The organism is Pseudomonas sp. GD03903 (assembly GCF_029840045.1).
In the GTDB taxonomy this organism is placed as follows: domain Bacteria; phylum Pseudomonadota; class Gammaproteobacteria; order Pseudomonadales; family Pseudomonadaceae; genus Pseudomonas; species Pseudomonas pseudonitroreducens.
In genome coordinates, this window is the sequence record NZ_JAOCBT010000033.1 from 32,201 (window position 1) to 52,486 (window position 20,286).

At 65.9% G+C, this 20,286-nt stretch carries 14 protein-coding genes; 10 read left to right on the top strand and 4 right to left on the bottom strand.

What is annotated here, in order from left to right:
- Window positions 1-23 precede the first annotated feature (23 nt).
- On the top strand, window positions 24-1,103 hold the full coding sequence (locus N5C91_RS30160; protein WP_279834064.1) for a zinc-binding dehydrogenase: 1,080 nt from the start codon (window positions 24-26) through the stop codon (window positions 1,101-1,103).
- On the opposite strand, the gene N5C91_RS30165 is transcribed toward N5C91_RS30160, so the two are convergent.
- Window positions 1,094-2,125 (bottom strand): AraC family transcriptional regulator, encoded by a 1,032-nt coding sequence (locus N5C91_RS30165; protein ID WP_279834065.1) that lies wholly within the window; start codon window positions 2,123-2,125, stop codon window positions 1,094-1,096. The genes N5C91_RS30160 and N5C91_RS30165 overlap by 10 nt on opposite strands.
- Before the next feature lie 266 nt (window positions 2,126-2,391).
- On the opposite strand from N5C91_RS30165, the gene N5C91_RS30170 reads away from it, so the two are divergent.
- The 5 genes from N5C91_RS30170 (at window position 2,392) to N5C91_RS30190 (ending at window position 10,782) form a co-directional block, all read left to right on the top strand.
- Window positions 2,392-4,266, top strand: coding sequence for a DUF1302 domain-containing protein (locus N5C91_RS30170; protein WP_279834066.1), 1,875 nt, complete (start codon window positions 2,392-2,394; stop codon window positions 4,264-4,266).
- A gap of 23 nt (window positions 4,267-4,289) precedes the next feature.
- Window positions 4,290-5,645: a DUF1329 domain-containing protein gene (locus tag N5C91_RS30175; protein WP_279834067.1), complete on the top strand. Its 1,356-nt coding sequence runs from the start codon at window positions 4,290-4,292 to the stop codon at window positions 5,643-5,645.
- Between the two features lie 70 nt (window positions 5,646-5,715).
- Window positions 5,716-6,666 carry a YCF48-related protein gene (locus N5C91_RS30180; RefSeq protein ID WP_279834069.1) on the top strand — a complete coding sequence of 317 codons (951 nt, stop codon included), beginning with the start codon at window positions 5,716-5,718 and terminating at the stop codon, window positions 6,664-6,666.
- A 3-nt stretch (window positions 6,667-6,669) separates the two neighbouring features.
- On the top strand, window positions 6,670-9,063 hold the full coding sequence (locus N5C91_RS30185) for an efflux RND transporter permease subunit (protein WP_279834071.1): 2,394 nt from the start codon (window positions 6,670-6,672) through the stop codon (window positions 9,061-9,063).
- Between the two features lie 255 nt (window positions 9,064-9,318).
- The gene (locus N5C91_RS30190; protein ID WP_279834072.1) at window positions 9,319-10,782 is read left to right on the top strand and encodes a DUF1214 domain-containing protein; all 1,464 of its coding nucleotides are present in this window, start codon (window positions 9,319-9,321) and stop codon (window positions 10,780-10,782) included.
- Window positions 10,783-10,842: 60 nt separating this feature from the next.
- Here the strand turns inward: N5C91_RS30190 and N5C91_RS30195 are convergent, their stop codons facing one another.
- On the bottom strand, window positions 10,843-12,336 hold the full coding sequence (locus N5C91_RS30195; protein WP_279834073.1) for a DUF1214 domain-containing protein: 1,494 nt from the start codon (window positions 12,334-12,336) through the stop codon (window positions 10,843-10,845).
- Between the two features lie 328 nt (window positions 12,337-12,664).
- On the opposite strand from N5C91_RS30195, the gene N5C91_RS30200 reads away from it, so the two are divergent.
- The 3 genes from N5C91_RS30200 (at window position 12,665) to N5C91_RS30210 (ending at window position 15,143) form a co-directional block, all read left to right on the top strand.
- Complete coding sequence (locus N5C91_RS30200) at window positions 12,665-13,705, top strand: AraC family transcriptional regulator (protein WP_236170571.1); 1,041 nt, start codon at window positions 12,665-12,667, stop codon at window positions 13,703-13,705.
- Window positions 13,706-13,800: 95 nt separating this feature from the next.
- The gene (locus N5C91_RS30205) at window positions 13,801-14,253 is read left to right on the top strand and encodes a universal stress protein (RefSeq protein ID WP_279834074.1); all 453 of its coding nucleotides are present in this window, start codon (window positions 13,801-13,803) and stop codon (window positions 14,251-14,253) included.
- 287 nt (window positions 14,254-14,540) lie between these two features.
- A complete protein-coding gene (locus N5C91_RS30210; protein WP_236170569.1) occupies window positions 14,541-15,143 on the top strand; it encodes a hypothetical protein in 603 nt (200 codons plus the stop codon).
- Between the two features lie 103 nt (window positions 15,144-15,246).
- On the opposite strand, the gene N5C91_RS30215 is transcribed toward N5C91_RS30210, so the two are convergent.
- Both N5C91_RS30215 and N5C91_RS30220 read right to left on the bottom strand, forming a co-directional pair.
- The gene (locus N5C91_RS30215; protein ID WP_279834075.1) at window positions 15,247-16,146 is read right to left on the bottom strand and encodes an acetoacetate decarboxylase; all 900 of its coding nucleotides are present in this window, start codon (window positions 16,144-16,146) and stop codon (window positions 15,247-15,249) included.
- 308 nt (window positions 16,147-16,454) lie between these two features.
- Window positions 16,455-19,241: a winged helix-turn-helix domain-containing protein gene (locus N5C91_RS30220; RefSeq protein WP_279834076.1), complete on the bottom strand. Its 2,787-nt coding sequence runs from the start codon at window positions 19,239-19,241 to the stop codon at window positions 16,455-16,457.
- A 476-nt stretch (window positions 19,242-19,717) separates the two neighbouring features.
- Here N5C91_RS30220 and N5C91_RS30225 point away from each other — a divergent pair, with 476 nt between their 5' ends.
- A complete protein-coding gene (locus N5C91_RS30225; protein ID WP_236170566.1) occupies window positions 19,718-20,128 on the top strand; it encodes an AraC family transcriptional regulator in 411 nt (136 codons plus the stop codon).
- The last annotated feature ends 158 nt before the right edge of the window (window positions 20,129-20,286 follow it).

Below are 20,286 nucleotides of genomic sequence, written 5' to 3' on the forward strand. Positions count from 1 at the left end.
ACCCCTGGATATGGAGACGCTCAATGAAAGCTGTCGTGATGCGCGACAAGCAGCTGCAGGTCGATTCACTGGCCAACCCCGAGCCGGGGCAGGGCGAGGTGCTGGTCAAGACCCTGGCCTGCGGTATCTGCGGTTCGGACCTGCACATGTTCCACCACTGCGAGCACGTGCTCGCCAACTTCAAGCGCGGCAATATCCCGATCGCCTTCGATGATCGCCAGGATGTGGTGTTCGGCCACGAATACTGCGCCGAGATTCTCGACCACGGGCCGGGCAGCGAGCGCAAGCTCAAGGTCGGCACCCGCGTCTGTTCGCTGCCGTTCGTGATCACCCCGCAGCAGTTCCATCACATCGGTTTCTCCAACCGCTACCCCGGTGGCTATGGCGAGCAGATGGTCCTGGCCGAGCAGATGCTGCTGCCGGTGCCCGGCGACCTGCCGGCGGACATCGCCGCGCTGACCGAGCCGCTGACCGTCGCCGCCCACGCGGTGAACCGCGCGCAGCTCGACGGCAGCGAAGTGCCGGTGGTCATCGGTTGTGGCCCCATCGGCCTGGCGATGATCGCCATCCTCAAGTCACGCGGTATCGGCCCGGTGGTGGCGGCGGACTTCAGCGCCGGCCGTCGTGCGCTGGCAGAGAAGATGGGTGCCGACGTGGTGGTCAACCCCGCCGAGCAATCGCCCTATGCGTCGTGGCTGGAAGTGGCCGCACCTGCCGGCTACGACATCAATGGCCCCATGGCGCTGCTCGGACTCGGTCCGCAACCCAGGCCGTGCGTGGTGTTCGAGTGCGTTGGCGTGCCGGGGCTGATCCAGCAGGTGATCCAGAACGCACCGCCGCGCTCGCGGCTGATCGTGGTGGGCGTGTGCATGGAGAGCGACCGTATCGAGCCGCTGATCGGCATCGGCAAGGAAATGAACGTGCACTTCTCCTTCGGCTACACCGGCGAGGAGTTTGCGCAGACGCTTCACGCGCTGGCCGATGGCAAGCTCGACGGCGCGCCGATGATCACCGCGCGGGTCAAGCTGGACGGCGTGGCCGATGCCTTCGGTGCGCTGGCCCAGCCGGACCAGCAGGCGAAGATCATGATTACCTACGACTGACCCTGTACCGCCGCCCCGGCGCGCAATTGCGCGCGCCGTTCCCGCGGCGGCGTCCCGTACCAGCGCCGGCAGGCGCGGTTGAACGAGCTCTGCTCGGCATAGCCGAGCAGGCCGGCCACCTGGGCCATGGGCATCTGCGCCTCGCTCAGGTAGAGGTCGGCCAGCTCGCGACGGACACTCTCGACCATCGCCTCGAAAACCCGATCGCTTTCGGCCAGCCGGCGCTGCAGCGAGCGCTCGCGCATCCCGAGTTGCTCGGCGATCAGCGGCAGGGCGCAACGTTGCGTGGGCAGCAAGCGGCGGATCGCATCCTCTACCTGCGTATGAATCTCCAGCGGCTGGTGCGCCCCAAGGCTGCTGATGTACTCCACCATGGTGTCGTGCAACTGGCGGTTGTGCTGGTCGATCGGCTTGCTCAGCTGCTCCGGCAGCAATACCAGTGCCGTGCAGGCCTGGCCGAAGTGCACGCGCGCACCGAAGAAACGCTGGTAACGGGCCTGGGGAAGATGGGCCTCGGTACGTGATAACACCGCATGCGGTTTGAAGCCCGGTCCGTAGAGCATCTGCAGGGTCTTGAACATCACGCCCAGGGACAGCTCGATGATCTGTGTCTGCCGTGGCAGCGGGCGCAGGCGCAGTTCGTAGATGAGGTGGGGGCGCTCGGGGTCCGTTTCACTGTCCAGGTACACCAGCACGCCGGGGCTGTAGGTGTGCAGGAAGCGCGTGATCGCCGCCAGCGCCTCGCCGACGTTGCGCGCGTTCTGCCCGACCACGGCGAGCGGCCCGAGGATGGTGATGCTCTGCCGTTCGGCCAGGCGCAGGCCGAAGTCCGGGCAGTCCAGACGCTCGGCACACAGCTCGAGCAAATGGATCATGGCGCGGTAGGGAATCACCGCCGAGCCGTTGTCCAGCAACTTCGGCTCGATCCTTACCTGGCGCAGCAGCGAGTCGGGATCACCGCCCAGGTCGGTGACCAGTTCGGGAAATCCGGTGAGCGAGGTGACTCTGATCAGGGCGGTCATGGTCGCGTAGTTCTCTGCGTTCGAAAGCCGCTCAGCGGGCGCCGAGGTCGGGCTGCAAAGCCACGGATGGCGTGCGCTGGCATCTTCTTGGGTTTTTATCGCAGGCAACAGGATTATTCGACCGCTGACGTCAAATGACAAACGGCTGACAGGAACAGACAAATGATTCTGGCGGGGCTCTGGGCATTCTTGGGCAAACCAACAAGAACGCTCACCCAGCGGGCCACTCCAGGCCCGGCGCGGCAAGGGCGATGCCGGAGACCTGCATGCATAACAATAATCACGCTGTCCGTTCCGTCCTCAAACCGCTGGCCCTGGCCGTATTCCTGGCATCCGCCGGTGCGGCGCACGCCTTGCCATTCCAGCTGGAGAACGGCTGGGAAGGGGAGTGGAACACCACGTTGTCGGTCGGCTCCCAATGGCGCGCGGAGGGCCAGGACAATGACCTGTACAGCGCCGCCAACGGCGCCCTGCGCGGCAAGTCCGGCGGCACCGGAGGTTCGGTGGATGCGGGCAACCTGAACTACGACAAGGGTGATCGCTTCTCCACCATCGCCAAGTTCGTCACCGACCTGTCGCTGCGCAATGGCGACATGGGCGGGATGATCCGCGTCAAGGGCTGGTATGACGAGGCGCTGAAGGACGAAGACGTCAATTTCGGCAGCGCCTCCAACGGCTACCGCAAGAAGCCGCTCAACGACGACGGCTATTCCGACCTGCAGAAGTTCAGCGGCGTCTATCTGCTCGATGCCTACCTGTACAACACCTACTACTTCGACGAGACGCCGGTGCAACTGCGCCTCGGGCGCCAGGTGGTGAACTGGGGCGAGAGTGCGTTCATCCAGGGCATCAACCAGATCAACCCGCTGGACGTCCCGGCGCTGCGCCGTCCGGGCACCGAGCTCAAGGAAGCCCTGATCCCCGTGTGGATGGCCTACATGAACGTCGGCCTACCGGCCGGGGTGTCGATGGAGGCCTTCTACCAGCTCAAGTACGAGAGCACCGCCATCGAGGGCTGCGGCCATTACTGGTCGGTTACCGAGAGCGCGATCGGCCAGGACTTCGGCGACTGCCAACTGGGTACCTTCCTGGGCGGCAGCAATCCGTCCTCGCCGACCAAGGTGGCCGCCGGCGCCTACCTGCCGGAGATCAAGGGCAAGGACCCGCACGACAGCGGGCAGTGGGGCGTGGCCTTCCGCCTGCCGGTGGATGCGCTGGATGGCGAAGTGGGGCTGTACTACCTGAACTACCACTCGCGCACGCCTTACCTGGGGCTGCGCAGCACCAGTTCGGCGGCCATGACCGAGTTCCCCAACGCCGGTGCCCCCGGCGCCGTTGCGCGTAACGCTGCCGGGCAGTTCGTCGGGCCGAGCTGGGAATACCCCGAAGACATCCGTCTGTTCGGCCTGAGCTTCACCACCACGCTGGCCGGCTGGTCCATCGGCTCGGAGCTGAGCTACTCGCCCAACCAGCCGGTGCAGATCAATGGCGCCGACCTGCTCAATGGCGCGATTGCCGGCATCGGCCCGGCCGCCGATCTGATCCAGCAGGTCAAGGTCGCCAGCTCGCCGTTCACCGCCGGCTGGGATCGCTACGAGAAGACCCAGTTCCAGGTCAACGGCGTCAACGTCTTCCCCAACGTGCTCAAGGCCGACAACCTGACGGTGATCGCCGAGGCCGGTTTCCAGTGGAACAACGTGCCCCAGGGTGACGACGACCGCCGTTACGGTCGCGGCTTCATCTACGGCCTGGGTTCCAGCCCGACCATCCCCGCTGGCGGCAATACCTGCACCTCGCCAGTGGCCAGCCTGCGCAACAGCAGCCCGGCCGGCTGCAAGAACGATGGCTACGTCACCGACTTTGCCTGGGGTTATCGCCTGCGCGGGCAGCTCGACTACAACAACTTCCTCGGCACCAGCATCACCGCGTCGCCCTATGCCTTCCTCGGCCAGGACGTCGACGGCGTGTCGATGGACGGCCAGTTCAACGAGGGTCGGGTGACCTCCGCCATCGGCATCACCTTCGATTACAACAAGCAGCAAAAGCTCGACTTCAGCTACGTCAGCTTTGACAACAGCGCCGAGTACGACCCGCTGCACGACCGCGATTTCTACGCCGCCAGTTACAGCTACAGCTTCTGACAGAACAACAAGAGGTCATACCGATGAACAAGCCATACCGTGCCGCGCGCCTGGGCGGCCTGACGGCGGCCCTGCTGCTCGCCCTGAGCAGCCAGGCCCACGCACAACTCACTGCCGAACAGGCCGCGCGCCTGGGCAAGGATCTCACGCCGCTGGGCGGCGAGATGGCCGGCAATGCCGATGGTTCGATCCCGGCGTACACCGGCGGCATGCCCCAGCCGCCGGCGGGCTGGTCGCCGGCCCAGGGTTATGTCGACCCCTTCGCCGGGGAGAAACCGCTGTTCACCATCACCGCCGCCAACCTGGCGCAATACAAGGACAAGGTGACGCCGGGCATGCAGGCGCTGCTGGCCAAGTACCCGGCGTTCAAGATGCCGGTGTACCCGACGCACCGCACCGCGGTGGTGCCGGCGGCGGTTGCCGAGAAGGTCAGGCAGGAGGCGGTGAACGCCCAGCTCAACGGCTTCGGGGTGAGCAATCTGAATGGCACCACCACGCCGTTCCCGATTCCGAAGAACGGCCTGGAAGCGATCTGGAACCACAACCTGCGCTACCTTGGCGGCGGCCTGCAGCGGACCTACGCGTCCTTCCCGGTACGCGGCAGCGGTGACTTCTACACCGTGCGTATCCAGGAAAACCGCGTGTTCGACACCAACATGGACAAGCAGTCGGACAACCGCCTGCTCAACTATTCCGCGCGCTTCATCTCGCCGGCCACCCTGGCGGGTACCGTACAGCTGGTGCACGAGCCGATCGATCAGGTGAAGGAAGTGCGTTCGGCGTGGATCTACAACGTCGGCCAGCGCCGCGTGCGCCGCGCCCCCGACCTGGCCTATGACAACGTCAACGACGGCACCGAAGGCCTGCGTGTGACCGATGACTTCGACGGCTACAACGGCGCCCCGGACCGCTTCGATTGGAAGCTGGTCGGCAAGCAGGAAATGTACGTCCCGTACAACGACTACAAGCTGGGCAGCAAGGACGTGAAGTACAAGGACCTGCTCACGCCCAATACGCCGAACCCGGACCTCATGCGCTATGAACTGCACCGCGTATGGGTGGTGGAAGGCACATTGCGCCCGGACGCCAAGCACGTCTACGGCAAGCGCGTGATGTACCTCGACGAGGACTCCTGGACCGTACTGGCCAGCGACGCCTACGACACCCGCGGTACGCTCTGGCGCATCGGCGTGCACCCGCTGGTCCAGTTCTACGACGCCCAGGTGCCCTGGTACCGCGCCAACATCTGGCACGACCTGAGCAACGGCAGCTACTACCTCGCCGGCCTGGCCAACGAGGAAGCGCAGCCCTGGACGTTCGGTATCAAGGGTCGCTTCGTCGACTTCCAGCCCGACGCGCTGCGCCGCATGGGCAAGTGATAGCTATCGACCTTCGTTGAACCCGAACGGGCCGTCCCTGGCGGTCCGTTCGCCCGCTGGAAACAAGTTCATGTCGCCACGCCAGATTCTGCTGCTGGCAGGCCTCTGCCTGCCCGCCTCATACGCCTTCGCCCAGACGCCGGCTGCGGACTACACCCTGCGCCCGGACCGCGTGTTCCTGCTCAATGTCGCCGATACCGGCGATGGCCTGGTGGCCGTCGGCGAGCGGGGTGTCGTGTTGCTGGCTGACGCCAGTGGTGACCACTGGACCAGCACACGCACGTCGACGACCCGCACGCTGGCCGGTGTTGCGTTCACCGATGCCCGTCACGGCATTGCCGTTGGACACGGCGGCGCCCTGCTGAAAACCGAAGATGGCGGCCGCCACTGGCAGGCGATCGACGCGGAGACCAACGGCGATGCATTGCTGGGCGTCGCGGCCATGGGCGAGGGGCGGATGGTCGCCTGGGGCGCTTTCGGGCTTTACCTGATGTCGGCGGACAACGGCGTCACCTGGCAGCGCCACAGCGTGCTGGGCGATGACTTCGACCGGCACATCTCGCAGATCATCGCCCTGGCCAACGGCGATTGGTTGCTGGTGGGCGAGAGCGGCACGCTGGCTCGCTCGGCCGACCATGGGCAGAGCTGGCAGGCCATGGCCAGTCCCTACGCCGGCAGCCTGTTCGGCGCGCTTCAACTCAACGGTGGCGGCCTGCTGATCTACGGCATGCGCGGCAACCTCTGGTACTCGGCCGATGCCGGCCAGAGCTGGGAACAACGGCAGAGCGGCACCACCTTCGCTCTCAACGGCGCCGTCGAGCTCAAGTCCGGCCATGTGCTGGTGATGGGCAACAGCGGGCTGTTGCTGTCCAGCGATGACCAGGGCGGCCACTTCAGCGTCCAGCCTTCGACTCATGCCAGCCTGGCTCGCGCCATCGAGCGCGGCGATGGCCGACTTCTGGCAGTGGGGGACCACGGCGTGATGACGCTTCCCCAGGCCAAGCCCCAAGTGCAGGACTGATCCATGAGCATGCAGGAAAACTTTGTGAAGAATGCCGAGCATCTGGAGCGCCAGAACTTCTCCCGCGGAGTGGTAGGGCGGGTGTCCTACTGGATCTTCCACCAGCGCAAGCCGCTGCTCGCGCTGTTCATCCTGATCACCCTGGCGCTGGGCTACAGTGCCAGCCAGCTCAAGGTGGAGGCGGGCTTCTTCAAGATGATCCCGCTGCACCACGAGTACATGAAGACCTTCCTGGAGTACCAGAAGGACTTCGGCGGCGCCAACAAGGTGCTGGTCGCGGTGAAGAACAACAAGGGCGAAATCTTCACGCCGCAGGCCATGGCCGCGCTGCGCAAGGTCTCCGATGAAGTGTTCTTCATCAATGGCGTGGAGCGCAGTTCGGTGACCTCGCTGTTCACCTCCAACGTGCGTTACACCGAAGTGGTGGAGGATGGCTTCACCGGCGGCAACCTGGTGGATTCCAGTTACGCCGGCAAGCCCGAGCAGATCGCCCAGGTGCGCGAGCGCACGCTGAAATCCGACTGGGTCGGGCGCATCGTTTCCAGCGATCTGTCCGCGGCCATGGTGGTTGCCAACCTGCAGGAAACCGACCCGGTTACGGGGCAGCGCCTCGACCTGCAGGACGTGGCGAAGAAGCTCGAACAGATCCGCCAGGAAAACCAGAGCGCGGATATCAGCATTCACATCATCGGCTTCGCCAAATCCGTCGGCGATATCGCCGAGGGTGCGTCGGGCGTGCTGATCTTCTTCATCATCGCCTTCGTCATCACCGCGGTCCTGCTGTTCTGGTACTCCGGCTCGCTGATGCTCACCGGCTGGGCGCTGATCTGCGCCGTGGTGCCGGTGATCTGGCTGCTCGGCCTGCTGCCGCTGCTGGGGCTGACCCTGGACCCGATGTCGATCCTGGTGCCGTTCCTGATCTTCTCCATCGGCGTTTCCCACGCGGTGCAGATGACCAATGCGTGGAAGCTGGAGACCCTGCACGGCGCTGATGGCGTGACCGCCTCGCGCAACTGTTTCCAGAAGCTGTTCATTCCCGGTGCGGTGGCACTGCTGGCGAATGCGCTGGGCTTCGTGGTGATCGCGCTGGTGGATATCGAGATGGTCCGCGAGCTGGCCATCACCGCCACGCTGGGCGTCTCGGTGATGATCGTCACCAACAAGATGCTGCTGCCGATCCTGCTGTCGTTCATGCGCCTGTCTGCCGCCGATGCGCAGAAGCTGCGCGGCAAGGAAACCCTCGGCGCAGCACTGTGGGAGCGCCTGGGGGTTCTGGCGACCCGCCGCGGCGCTGCCTGGGCACTGGGTTGCGCGGCGCTGCTGCTGGGCTTTGGCCTGTTCGAGGCGAGGCACCTGCACGTTGGCGATATCGGCGCCGGAGTGCCGGAACTGCGCGCGGATTCGCGTTACAACCAGGACGTTGCCGTCATCACGCGGGACTTCGCCATCGGTGTCGATCTGTTGCAGGTCATCGCCCGCGCCAAGGGCAGCGAGGAAACCCCCTGCGTGAAGCGCGAGGTGCTGGACCCTATCGGTGAGCTGGAACTGTATCTGCGCCAGGATGACGGTGTGTCCTCGGTGCGCAGCCTGGCCGGCTTCGTCGGCAGCATCACCCAGGCCTATGCCGAGACCGACCTGAAGTGGCGCGTGCTGCCCGAACCCACCGCGCAGATCGCCCAGGGCGTAGGCTTCGCCACGCGCGTTGGCACCGAATACATGAACAGCGCCTGCAACGCGATTCCGGTATCGATCTACACCCGCGACCACCAGGCCGACACCATCGCCACGCTGATGGGCAAGATCAAGGCATTCAAGGCCGCCAACGACAACGACCAGGTCGAATTCCAGCTGGCCTCCGGCAACGTCGGCGTGATGGCCGCCACCAATGAAGTGGTGCATGCCGGCGACAAGCTGGTGAACAGCGCGCTGTTCGCCTCGGTCACGCTGCTGTGCCTGTGGATGTTCCGCTCCTGGCGCATCACCTTGTGCGTGATCGTGCCGCTGGCCCTGGTGACGGTGCTGTGCAATGCGCTGATGGCCTTGCTGGGCATCGGCGTCAAGGTGAACACGCTGCCGGTGGTCGCGCTAGGCGTCGGGGTCGGGGTCGACTACGGCATCTACCTGTTCGAGCGGATCAAGCACGAGATGCATGAGCGTGGCTGCAGCCTGCGCGAGGCCTTCGTCGAGGCACTGAAGCAGCGCGGCACGGCATCGGTATTCACCGCCGTGACCATGACCCTGTCCATTGCCACCTGGGCGTTCTCCTCCCTGAAGTTCCAGGCCGACATGGGCATCCTTCTGGCCTTCATGTTCCTGGTCAACCTGCTCGGCGCGATCCTCCTGCTGCCGGCGCTGGCGGCCTGGCTGGTACGCCCCGTCGACGCCAGTCGGCACTGATCAAGGGCAGGGCGGGGCAACCCATCCTGCTGCAACGAGCACGCGAAGCGAGCACAGAGGTCATCGACGCTTGTCGGGGATTTGCCGAGAAACCCGGCCCGGAAAGTTGGGGTCGGGTTGCATTTGCCAGCCGCAGCGCCGGAGCTACCTTTATTTTGGCGCCACGGAATTCGATGCAGCGGTAGTTCCCGTCGGATCGCGTGCCCGCAAGTTTCCCCTGAAAGGCCCCAACGACCCTATGGAGTTAGATACTTGATGAAGCACAAGATCGGATTCAGCCTGCTCGCCCTGGCACTGTGCACCACCCTGTCCATTGGCGCCCAGGCGGGCGAGAACTCGTCTGGCAAGCCGGCCGCCGAGGTGCCGGGCATTCCCGCCGGTACCGTGATCACGCCGTCCAGCGCACGGGTGATCGCCCAGGACGCCTATCTGTGGGGCTGGCCGCTGGTCAATGCATTCAATCGCCGGGCGTCTTTCTCCAAGGCTCCGGAACCGGGCCTGATGGGCGGCATCCTGCCCGCCGCGCCGGTTGGCTACGTCAGCATGCTCAGTGACTACATTTCCCCTGAGCAGCACTGGGTCGCGCACCCGAACCAGGACGTGGTCTACGGATTCGGCTTCGGCGCCACCGATGACGATCCGGTGGTCCTGCAGGTACCGGATTTTGGCGACCGCTTCTGGGTCTACGCCCTGTATGACGCCCGCAGCGAAGAGTTTTCCAAGCTCGGCAAGCAGTACGGCACCAAGCCGGGCAATTACCTGGTGGTAGGGCCCAACTGGAAGGGTACGGTGCCTGAAGGCATCACCGAGGTGATCAAGTCTCCCACCGAATTCATCGCTATCGGCCCGCGTGTCTTCATGGGCGACAGCGAAGCCGACCACGAGGCGGTGAAGAAGGTACTGCAGCAGGTGGTGGTCTATCCGCTGAGCAAGTACAACGGCAAATCCGTCACCAAGGACTGGACCAAGACCCCGCATTTCCCTGCCGCGCAGAGTTCCTCCAGCGAGACCCGCTGGGTGGACCCGAACAAGTTCTTCGATGAACTGCCGCAGATACTCGACAAGGTGCCGCCGCTGGCCGGCGAGGAAAGCCGTTACGCCATGCTGCGTGCGGTACTGGACGCCGCCGCGAAGGATCCGGCGATCAAGGACGTGCTGGTCAAGACTGCGGTCGAGACCGAGGAGCAGGTGATCACCCCGCTGTTCTCCTTCCGCACCAACGGCTCGCGCCTGCCCAACGGCTGGAACTCGCCCACCAACGTCGCCCGCTGGGGCAATGACTACCTCACCCGCACGGCGACGGCGAAGTCCAACATGTACACCAACCAACCCGAGGAAACCCGCTACTTCTTCCTCGAGGTGGATGGCAAGGGCGAGCGCCTCAACGGCAATCACAGCTACACCGTGACCTTCGCCAAGGGCCAGACACCGCCAGCGAACGGTTTCTGGTCGCTGACGATGTACGACCCCAAGCACTTCTTCGCGGCCAACTCGCTCAAGCGCTACTCGGTCGGCACCAAGAACCTGGATCGCATGAAGTACAACGACGACGGTTCGCTGACCATCTACGTGCAGCACGACTCGCCGGGCAAGGACAAGGAGGCCAACTGGCTGCCGGCGCCGAAAAGCGAGTTCGAGATGACCATTCGCACCTACTGGGCCAAGCCCGAGGTGCTGAGCGGGGAGTGGACGCCGCCGGCGGCTGTCCGGGCCCACTGAGGAAGAGGCGGCCGGGAGTTCAACCGACTCTCCCGGCCGCCTTCGGGCTGGCGCTGCTGATCAGTCGGCGACCCGCTCGAAGTCGGGCATCTTGAAGGTCTTGTCGTTGAATTCCTGCGTCGGCCCGTAGAAACGGAGGGCTGGCAGCGGGCGTTTGCCCGAGGTGGGAATCCAGTTCGACTCCAGGCCCTCCGGCGCCTTGGGCCCGACGTAGAGGGTGACGCCGCCGTCGGCGTTCCTCTTCATCTTGTCGACATCGAAGGACGACAGGGTGGTGCGGTTGCTGTCGCTGTAGATGAAGGAGAAGGTGGCGCGGTCGTAGACGGTCAGGGCCCAGAACTGCTTGACCGGCATCTTCGCGGGGACTTCGACCTTGTACAGCTTGCCGGCTTCCAGCGGCTTGCCGTCCTTGTCAGCCATGGCCATCTGGTAGGAAGTGGCCGGGGAAGCGCTGAGCACCTTGGGCATGTAGGTGCACCAGAAGTATTCCGCGGCGCGTTCGGTCAGGTCGATACGGTCGTCGTAGACGAACTTGAACTCGTGATTCCTGTCCGCCTGCAACAGCGAGACGTAGTGACGGTCGGGCCAGTACACGCGCTTGGCCATGTTCTTGTCGAACCACTCCTGCAGGTAGAACCAGGCGTCGATGGCGGCCTGGTGCATGGCGCGCCTGGCCGTTTCATCGGGCGCGAAGGGCTTGCCTTTCTCGATGCCCAGCGAAGCCAGCATGCCCATCATCAGCTTGTCGTGCTCGCGGACCGGCTCGACGCTCATGATCGCGTGCATGTCCTCGAAGTGGCGCTCGTCGTAGAACGGCAGCGTCGGGTAGCGCTGGTGGCTGGGGTCGATGAACTTCTGCTGCGGCGGGTTCTTCGCCTGCTCCAGGTAATACATGCGCAACTGCCTGGCGTACTGGCACGCGTCCGCCGCTGTCTTCCCGGCGGCGGGGACGGAGCGAAAGGCAAAGGCGATGCGGTAGTTCGGCGAGGCGACGTGGAAGTAGCCCTTGGGGATTTCGCCCTTGTAGTCCGGCGCGGTGAAGAGGTACTTGCCGCCTTTGCCCTTGTCGACGCCCGCGGGGCCGACATCGGCAATGGTGAACTGCCAGGCATCGACGACCTGGCCGTAGAGGCTGCCGGCCGCACCCGCCGGTGGAATCTCGAGGACTACCGGGCCCTTGCGCAGGTCGGTGTAGGCGGCGATGTAGGGCGTGGTGCTGTTGGCCGTCAACGCCTCGAGCTGCGGCGTCGCCGTCTGCGAGTAGGCGATGATGTCGTTGTCCTTGTACCCCAGCTCCTCGAACGCGGCGCGGCGGAACGAATAGATGGAGATCGCCGGCATGTTCCAGAGGATGGCTTCGAAGGCGCGCTGGTACTTGATCTGGTAGTCGAAGTCCTTCACCGAGGGGCTGGAGCCGGCGGGCGGCTGGCCGCCCAGGGGTTCCGTCGCCAAGGCGGTACCGCCGACGAACAAGCTGCTGGCGATCAGGAGCGCGGGCAGCACATGGCTTGCACCGCTGAACAGTGCGGTCTTGCGGGGTGTCGATCGTTCCATGGCCTGCATTGGGCCTCCTCTTGTGGATCAGCTGACCGGGCTGTTCCCACCTGACCCAACCGCTGCCCTCGGTTCGCCTCAGGGCGTGGCCGGGACCGGCGATTGACTGCTGGCGTAGAAGGGAGCGGGTATCCGCGCAGTGTAGTTGCTGATTTCCGCGGCGCTGCGGGCTGTGCGATCGAGGCGTGCTGTCGGGAGGCGAGGGTGGGCGTCCTGTAATATTCTGTTACGCTCGATCGTGACACGCCCGCCATCGGGTTATGATGGCCAGGCCGCGTGTCAGCCGCAGAACAAGAATTCCAGGCACCCGGATTCGAGATCAGCCTCCATGCCCAGTATCCCTATCGATGCCCAGCTCGACCTGGCCCTGGTTTCGCCCTTCCTGCTGCAGACCCTCGCCGAGGTCGCCAGCGCCCGGGGCGTCAGTGGCGAGCGCCTGTGCCTGGGGCTCGGCTTCACGGCCGACGAACTGCAGGACCCGGCGCAGCGCATCTCCTACCGCCAGGCCGTGAGCATGATCCAGCGCGCGCTGGAGGCCCTGCCCGAGCGCGGCCTGGGCCTCTGGGTCGGTGACCACAACGTGCTCGGCACCCTGGGCCTGCTCGGCCATGTGCTGTCCCTGTGCAAGACCCTGCGCGACGCCTTCGAGGTGGGCCGGCGTTTCCAGCACACCACCGGCGGGATGACGGTCTGCCACCTGCAGGAAGGCCCCGAGGAAAGCCATATCGAGGTCGAGTGCCGGCTGCCCTACACGGATGTCCAGGTGTTCGCGGTGGAGGAGTTCTTCGCCAGCGTACTGGTCTACAACCGCGCCCTTATCGGCGATGCGTTCCAGCCCCTGCGTTTCGAGTTCACCCACGCCGCGCCCAGCTACGAGGCCGAGTACCGGCGCCTGCTGGGGCCGAACCTGCGCTTCGGCTGCCTGCACAATCGCATGGTGATCGCCAGCCATTGGCTGGACGCGGCACTGCCCAGCCACCAGCCCGTTGCGTTGCGCCAGGCACTCAACCTGCTGGAAGCCGAATGTGCCCAGGTGCAGCAGAAGAGCGACCTGCTGCAAACCGTCGAGCGTGCCATTCTCCGCGACCTGCCATCGGGCTGCCCCATCGACAAGGTGGCCGCCGGCCTGAACATGAGCAGCCGCACCCTGCGGCGGCGCCTGAGCGAGCACGAGATCACCTTCGAGACCCTGCACGAACAGGTACGCCGAGCGCGCGCCATGAGCCTGCTGGGCAACCCGGAGATGCCCATCGAGCGCATTGCCGAAGCCCTCGGCTACAGCGATGTGCGCGGATTCCGCCGGGCCTTCAAGCGCTGGACCGGACGGAGTCCTTCGGCCTGTCGGGACGAGGTGGCTGCGGCGCACTGAGGGCGAGCGCAGCAACGCGATTACATTGATGCGCCACAAGGGCGCTCGATTGATTGGCAGTTAAGGTCGTATTGCCAATCAACGAGGAGCACATCATGTACAAGCACGTACTGGCCGCCGTGGACGGCAGTCCCGTTTCCTTCCGCGCCCTGGCCGAAGGCGCACGGCTGGCCCGCATGAGCGGCGGCGAGCTGCACGTTATCAGCATCATCGACCGCCCCCTGGCGCATCTCCCTTACTACGCCAAGTACTACGACACCGAAGCGCTGCATGCGGCCGCGCTCAAGGCCGCCGATGACATCCTGAGCAAGGCGCGCGAAGTGGTCGCCGAGTTCGCGGTGCCGGCCAGCTTCGCAGCGGTCGCCATGGACAGCGTCGGCGAGGAGGTGGCCGAGCGTATCGAGGCGGAGGCCGAGGCGGCCAAGGCGGATGCCATCGTCATGGGCACCCATGGTCGCCGCGGCGTGCATCGCCTGATGCTCGGCAGCGTGGCCGAGGGAGTGCTGCGGACAAGCAAGCGCCCGCTGCTGCTGGTACGCGAGCAGTAAGCCGGCGGAACCGGCTGCGGGGTCTGGCAGGTGCCCGCCTGCGCAGCCGGGAGTGCCGCTCGCCGAACAGCTTGCCGGCCCTTGCGCCGCGACCCTCCGCGCAATGCCCGGTACCGCCAGGGCAGACAGCAGGGGTGGAGGCTTCAGCTCAAGGCAAGGCGGGTGCAGCGCCGGGCAGCTGCTACGCTCGGTGAATCCACGCGGCCACCGAGGCTTGGCCTGCGTGTGCTGGTTACCGCGTACCCGCGATACCCATCCGCTAGCACCTTGATGCAAGGAGTCGCCCGATGAGTGTGTCCCGCTGGATCTACCTGTCCCTGGCTGTCGGCGTGCTGGTCGGTTGCCAGAGCCAGAAGAACGACGAGCTGAGCTACCAGTTCGACAACACCGAGTCGGTCGCCAAGGGCGTGCCGGGCGGTGCCATGACCGAGACGGAGGAGGTGCACGCCAGCGTCAGTGCCGTCGACCTGAGCAAGCGAACCTTCACCCTCACCGATGACCAGGGCAACAGCCGTACCCTTCAGGCGCCGCCGGAGATGCGCAACTTCGAGCAGCTCAAGGTCGGCGACCGGGTCCGCGCCATCGTCACGATGGAGCGTCTGGTCTACCTGCGTGAGCCGGGCCAGCCGGCTGGCAGTGGCGTGGCCGGCGTGCTGGCGACGGCGCAGCCGGGCAACAAGCCGGCCATGCTCGCCGCCGATACCGTGGAGATCACTGCCGTGGTCAAGTCCATGGACACCAGCAAGCGCACCGCAACCTTGCAGTTCGCCGACGGCAGCCAGCACACGGTGAATGTCCGTCCGGATGTGGAGATGAAGCGCGAGTACCTGGGGCGCCAACTGGTGATGCGGGTGACCTCCGCGGTCGCCGTCAGCGTACAGCCGCAGTAGGCCGCGCCCGGCGGCGGTCGGGGCCCGATGGGCTTCTTCCGGGGCCACGTCGCCAGCCGTACAGGATGCGCTGGCGGATGGCGGCCTCGGCCTTTGCCGGAGGTCAGTGCAGGCTTTCCACCGGCGCGGGAAGGTGCAGCACGATCTGCGCGTCCTTGATCACGTCCAGGCGCAGGACTCGCGATGCGCCCAACCCATCGAGCAACTGGCTCAGCGGCCCGCCGTTGCGGCTCAGGCGGACGTCGCGCGGCAGCAGCTTCTGCGCGTAGGCCAGGGTGTTGCTCTGCACGCGGGTCTGCTGCCAGCGGCCGTCGACCTGGTGAAGCATGGTGGTGGTGCCCAGGCGCGATTGCGCGGTGGCGATCTGCAGCGCGGGCAGCGCTGCGGCGAGCACCAGGTCCGCCTTGCCATCGGGCCCCTGGATGCTGGCGGCCACGTCGCTGTCGATCTTCACTTCGATGTCGGTGCGCCATTTGGGCAGCTGGTAGCCGTACACACCGCGCACCCGCGCAATCTCGGTGGAAACCGGCAACGCCAGCACATGGGCGACGAAGCTGCGGCGGCGCATTGAATCGAGCAGCTCCAGGGCATGGCTGCCCCTGGCGCCCGGCCGGCGGATGACGATGGCGACCGAGACCTCGTCGTATGGGTCGTTGTCGCACACCGAGTAGGAGAAAAACGTCAGCGCCACCAGGCCGTGGCCGGGGAGGGCGCGCAGCGGCTCCAGCGGTGCCGGCAACGTCGCGCGCAGACGCTCGAGGGGCGCGAGGAACAGCAGTTGGATACTGCTGGTGCGGTAGTAGAAGTTCGGCGCCCAGGTTTGCCCGACGCGTGAGGCGACCATCTGCTTGGGAATCCGCCGGAAGTAATCGATGTTGCCGGCGGCGGGGTCCTTTGCCACTTCGTTCAGGTCCGGGTTCATCCGGTAGCGGTCGTAATAGCCGCCTTCGATCACTTCAACGCTCTGGGTGCCGAACTCGACTTGCTTGAACTTCGCCTTCATCTGCCTGGCCTTCTGGTTGATCCGGGTGGGACCGCCCGGCGTGGTGGCCGGGCGGCTGACGAGGGCTACGCTAAGTTTAAAGTTAACTTTAATGTCAAGCAGGCTGCTGCGAGTTGACGCGGCCATGCCGGCAGGCAGCCTGCAGCGGAGCGCCCAGAAGTCCTGGCGGGTGCTGAGCACCAGGTTGCCTGGGCCAGGTCTGCCGCGTCCTGGGCGTTGCCCAGGCGCACACCCAGCCAAAGCCTGAGCCAGCCATGCTGTACGACGCAGAGCGGTTGAAGGGAAGAGGGCGCCGCCGGCGCTGCTTCTTACGGGCCGCGCAGGCCCTCCAGGCAGTGCCGCGCGTGACGCTGGTCCGGCAGGTCGAAGCCTTCGCTGAAGCGCTGGTAGACGGGCTCCAGCAATTGCCGCGCGTCTTCGGGTCTGCCTTGCGCGCTGCAGAGTTCTGCCAGGCAGGTAGCCGAACGCAGTTCCCAGGCCAGTGCACCTTGCTGCCGAGCCAGAGCCATGGCGTGCGTGAGCAGGGTTTCGGCGCCGGAAAGCGACTCACGATCGCCGCGCGCCCGCAGGACAACGGCCTCGTTGCGCAGAATTTCCGCGGCGCACCAGCCTGCCGCGCCGGTTCGTGCGCGCATCAACTGGGCCTGGTCGGATGGCAGCGGGCGGCTGCCGAGGGTCTGCACGATATCGCGCACCAGGCCAACGGCCGGCGCCGTGGTGCCGGCCACTTCGTCGAGCTGCATGGCCCACGCATAGTGGCGCGCCCAGTCGCTGAACAACGGCACGCGGTGGCGTTCGGCGACCTCGATCATCTGCCGTACACGGCTGCGCGCCTTGTCGAGTTCGCCGTTGTAGAAGGCGATGACGCAGCCGGCCACCGCGAGGCTGTAGGCGATCGAGGCGCTGTGGTCGATCTCGCAGGCCAGCTCGATGGCCTGCGTAGCCATGCGTTCCGCCTGCTCGGGTAGGCCGCGCAGCCAGAGCGTACGGGCCTGGGTGGCGAGCGAGGCGACCTGCTGGTCGTACTGCACGCCCAGGCAGGGGGCAAAGCGATTCGCCTGGCGTTGCCACTGCAGACGCTGCAGCACTTCTTCGCCAGCGGCCTGGGCGCGCACCTGGTCGCCCGAGTAATGCAATGCTAGCACCTGCAGGCGCAGGGCACTGGTGGCGAGCATCTCGCCCTGGCCGTCGCTCAGCCGCTCGAAGTGCCGGCTCTGCTCGGCCGCCTGCTGGTACTGGCCGGCCCACAGGAGTACCGCCAGGCCACCGGAGAGCGCAGTCAGTTCGCCGTGGCGGTCGCCGATCTGCCGGGCGAGGAAGCGGGCGTTCTGGAAGGCTTCGTCGGCCTGGCTGTTGCGCACGTCGTGGTACGTCGTGTTGCCCAGCGCCAGTTCCAGTTGCATGGCCAGTTGCAACGACGAACTGGGGTCGGCGCTGAGCAGACCCAGTGCAGCGCTCACATAAGGGCCGTATTCGTGCAGCAGCGACAGCTCCTGCCACAGCGGCGACGAGCAGGCCGCGAGATGGATCGCCTGGGTGTGCCGCACTTCGGCGTGCAGCCCCCAGTCGAGTGCGGCGCGAACCTCCGCGAGCCAGGGCGCATGACGTTGCAGCCAGCCCTGGGAGGCTGACCTTTCCCATTCGTTGTACGCGGCCTGCAGCGCACGCTGGCAGAGTTGCAGATGGCGCTCGCGGGCCTCGTACAGTTCACCGGCGCCCTGGAGCTTCTCCAGGGCATGCAGGCGGGTCGGTTCGAGCAGCCGGTAGGTGACCTCGTCGCCGCGAATCTCCGTGGTCAGCAGCGACTTGGCGGTCAACTGATTGACCAGCAGGAAGGCCGCGCCGAGCGCCGCTGGCTGACCGAGGACCGCCGCGATGGATTGCAGCGTGAAGCTGCCGCGAAAGACACTGAGGCGGCGCAGACAGGACTGTTCCGCAGGGCGCAGCAGCGCGTAGCTCCAGTCGAGCATCGCGCGCAGATGTTCGTGGCGGTCGGACTGCAGCGGAAGGTCCAGGTAGCCGCCCTGCAGCAGCGCATCGATGCTGCCGTCGGCCTGGCCCAGGTGGCCGGCGGCCAGTTCCAGGGCCAGCGGAATACCCTCCAGGCGCCGGCAGATTTCGCCGACCCGCGGCAGGTCCTCGGGGCGCAACTCGAAGTCCTCGTGGGTTTCCTTCGCCCGCTCGATCAGCAGCGCCACGGCGGGGTAGGCGAGTGCGTCGGCGATGCTGCCGACCTGCGCCGGCGGGCAACCCAGCGGCCGCAACGGCAGGATGTGCTCGCCGGTGGCGCGCAGGCTTTCACGGCTGGTGGCGAGAATGTGGATCTGTGGCGCGTGGCGCAGCAGGCATTCCACCAGGGGCGCGACGGCCTCGATCAGGTGCTCGCAGTTGTCGATGAGCAACAGCATCTGGCGGTCGGCGACCTGGCGGCAGATAGCTTCCAGCGCTTCGCCGGCCAGCCCTGGAATACCCAGGGCGGCAGCCAGGGTGCTGTTCAGCGGGCGGGCATCCTGCAACTGGGTGAGGTCGAGCATGCGGATGCCGTGGCGATAGCGGCCGATGAAGCGCTCGGCGGCCTGCAGGGCGAGGCTGGTCTTGCCGATGCCGCCGCTGCCCACCAGGCTGATGCAGCGGCGCTGCGGCAACTCGCTGAGCAGGCGCTCGAGCTCCACTTCGCGGCCCAGCAGGCGATTGCGCCGGGGCGGCAGGTTGTGGCCCGCCGACTGGCCGTCAGCCGGGGCGGGCGTTGACTGCGCCGAGCGGATCAGTGGTTCGACGAAGCTGTAGCCGCGCAGCGCCACCGTGACGATGAAGCGCCGGCCGTTCTGGCCGTCGCCCAGCGCCTTGCGCAGGGCGGTCATGTGCACCCGCAGGTTGCCTTCGTCGATGGCTTGCTCCGGCCAGGCGCGGGCCAGCAGCTCGCGCTTGCTGACCACTTCGCCGGCGCGCTCCAGCAGCGCCAGGAGGATATCCAGCGCGCGTTGGCCGAGGCGCAGCGGGCGACCGGCTTCGAGGATCACGCGGGACGCGGGGTAGATCTGGTAGGGGCCGAAATGAAGCACGGTTTCAACCGCGGCCACGGGCTCAGGAGTCATTGTCTGGTCGTCGCTTGCGCACACTGGAGGCAGGTCCCGCGCCGGGCCGGGCGTCAGCCCTGGTGGCGCTTGTCCATCGACTTCTGCGGTCGATTGGCGATTCTTCGGTGAAGCACATTCAGGGTAAACGACGGCTCGACGATGAGCCATCCTGCGCCGGGTGCCGCTTGCTCGGCTGCGTGCTTAATAACGATTAACGCCAGGCCTGGCTGTGGCGCTGCCCGGCGATTGGCAAACGCTGCCCATGGCACCCTGCGTTTTCCCCGGGGACCGCGCCGGCCAAGGCGTTGCGGCCGCCAACCGATGATCCTCGCATGGCTTGCCGGCGGCCTCGCGAGCGTTGCAGTCAAGCGCCGCTGGCCCGTTGGCCGCAGCTTTTTCGCAGTCGCGGGTTAATGCGGTTTAACCAGCTTTAACTCGCCGCCACCCCCGGCGCGCACAAAAAATGCTCCCCAGAGTGCAGGGGAGGGACCAGCATGCTTCAGCAACTGATTGGCCAGATACCAGCGGCCAGCGCCAAGCGCGACCTGGCGCCCTGGCAATGGGAGCGCGCCCAGGCGCTGCTGCTCGAGCACCTGGACAGCGGCATCACGGTGACCGCACTGGCCGCCGCCTGCGCACTGTCGCGCAGCGATTTCACCCGCAAGTTCAAGGTCACCACCGGGCATTCGCCCCAGGCCTGGATGCGTCTGCTGCGGGTGGAGAAAGCCAAGCAGCTGATGCGCGAGTCAGCCTTCGCGCTGGCGGAGATCGGCCTGCAATGCGGCTTCTGCGACCAGGCGCATTTCTGCCGGATCTTCCACCGTATCGAAGGCGTGACGCCCTTGAGCTGGCAGCGCCAGTTGTTCCAGGAGGCAAGCCATTCAACCTGGCGGCACGCAGGCTAGCCCGAATCTCCTGCGCTGCCTTACGAGGTTATCGTTCTGAAAATGCAACGCTAGAGGCGAATTTTGCCGTCTAGTGGATCAAGGGTGTCGAAATTAATCTTTGTTCCATGCAGTGACGCACTGCAAAACGAGTCCAAACCTTTTCCGGCCAAGCCGGG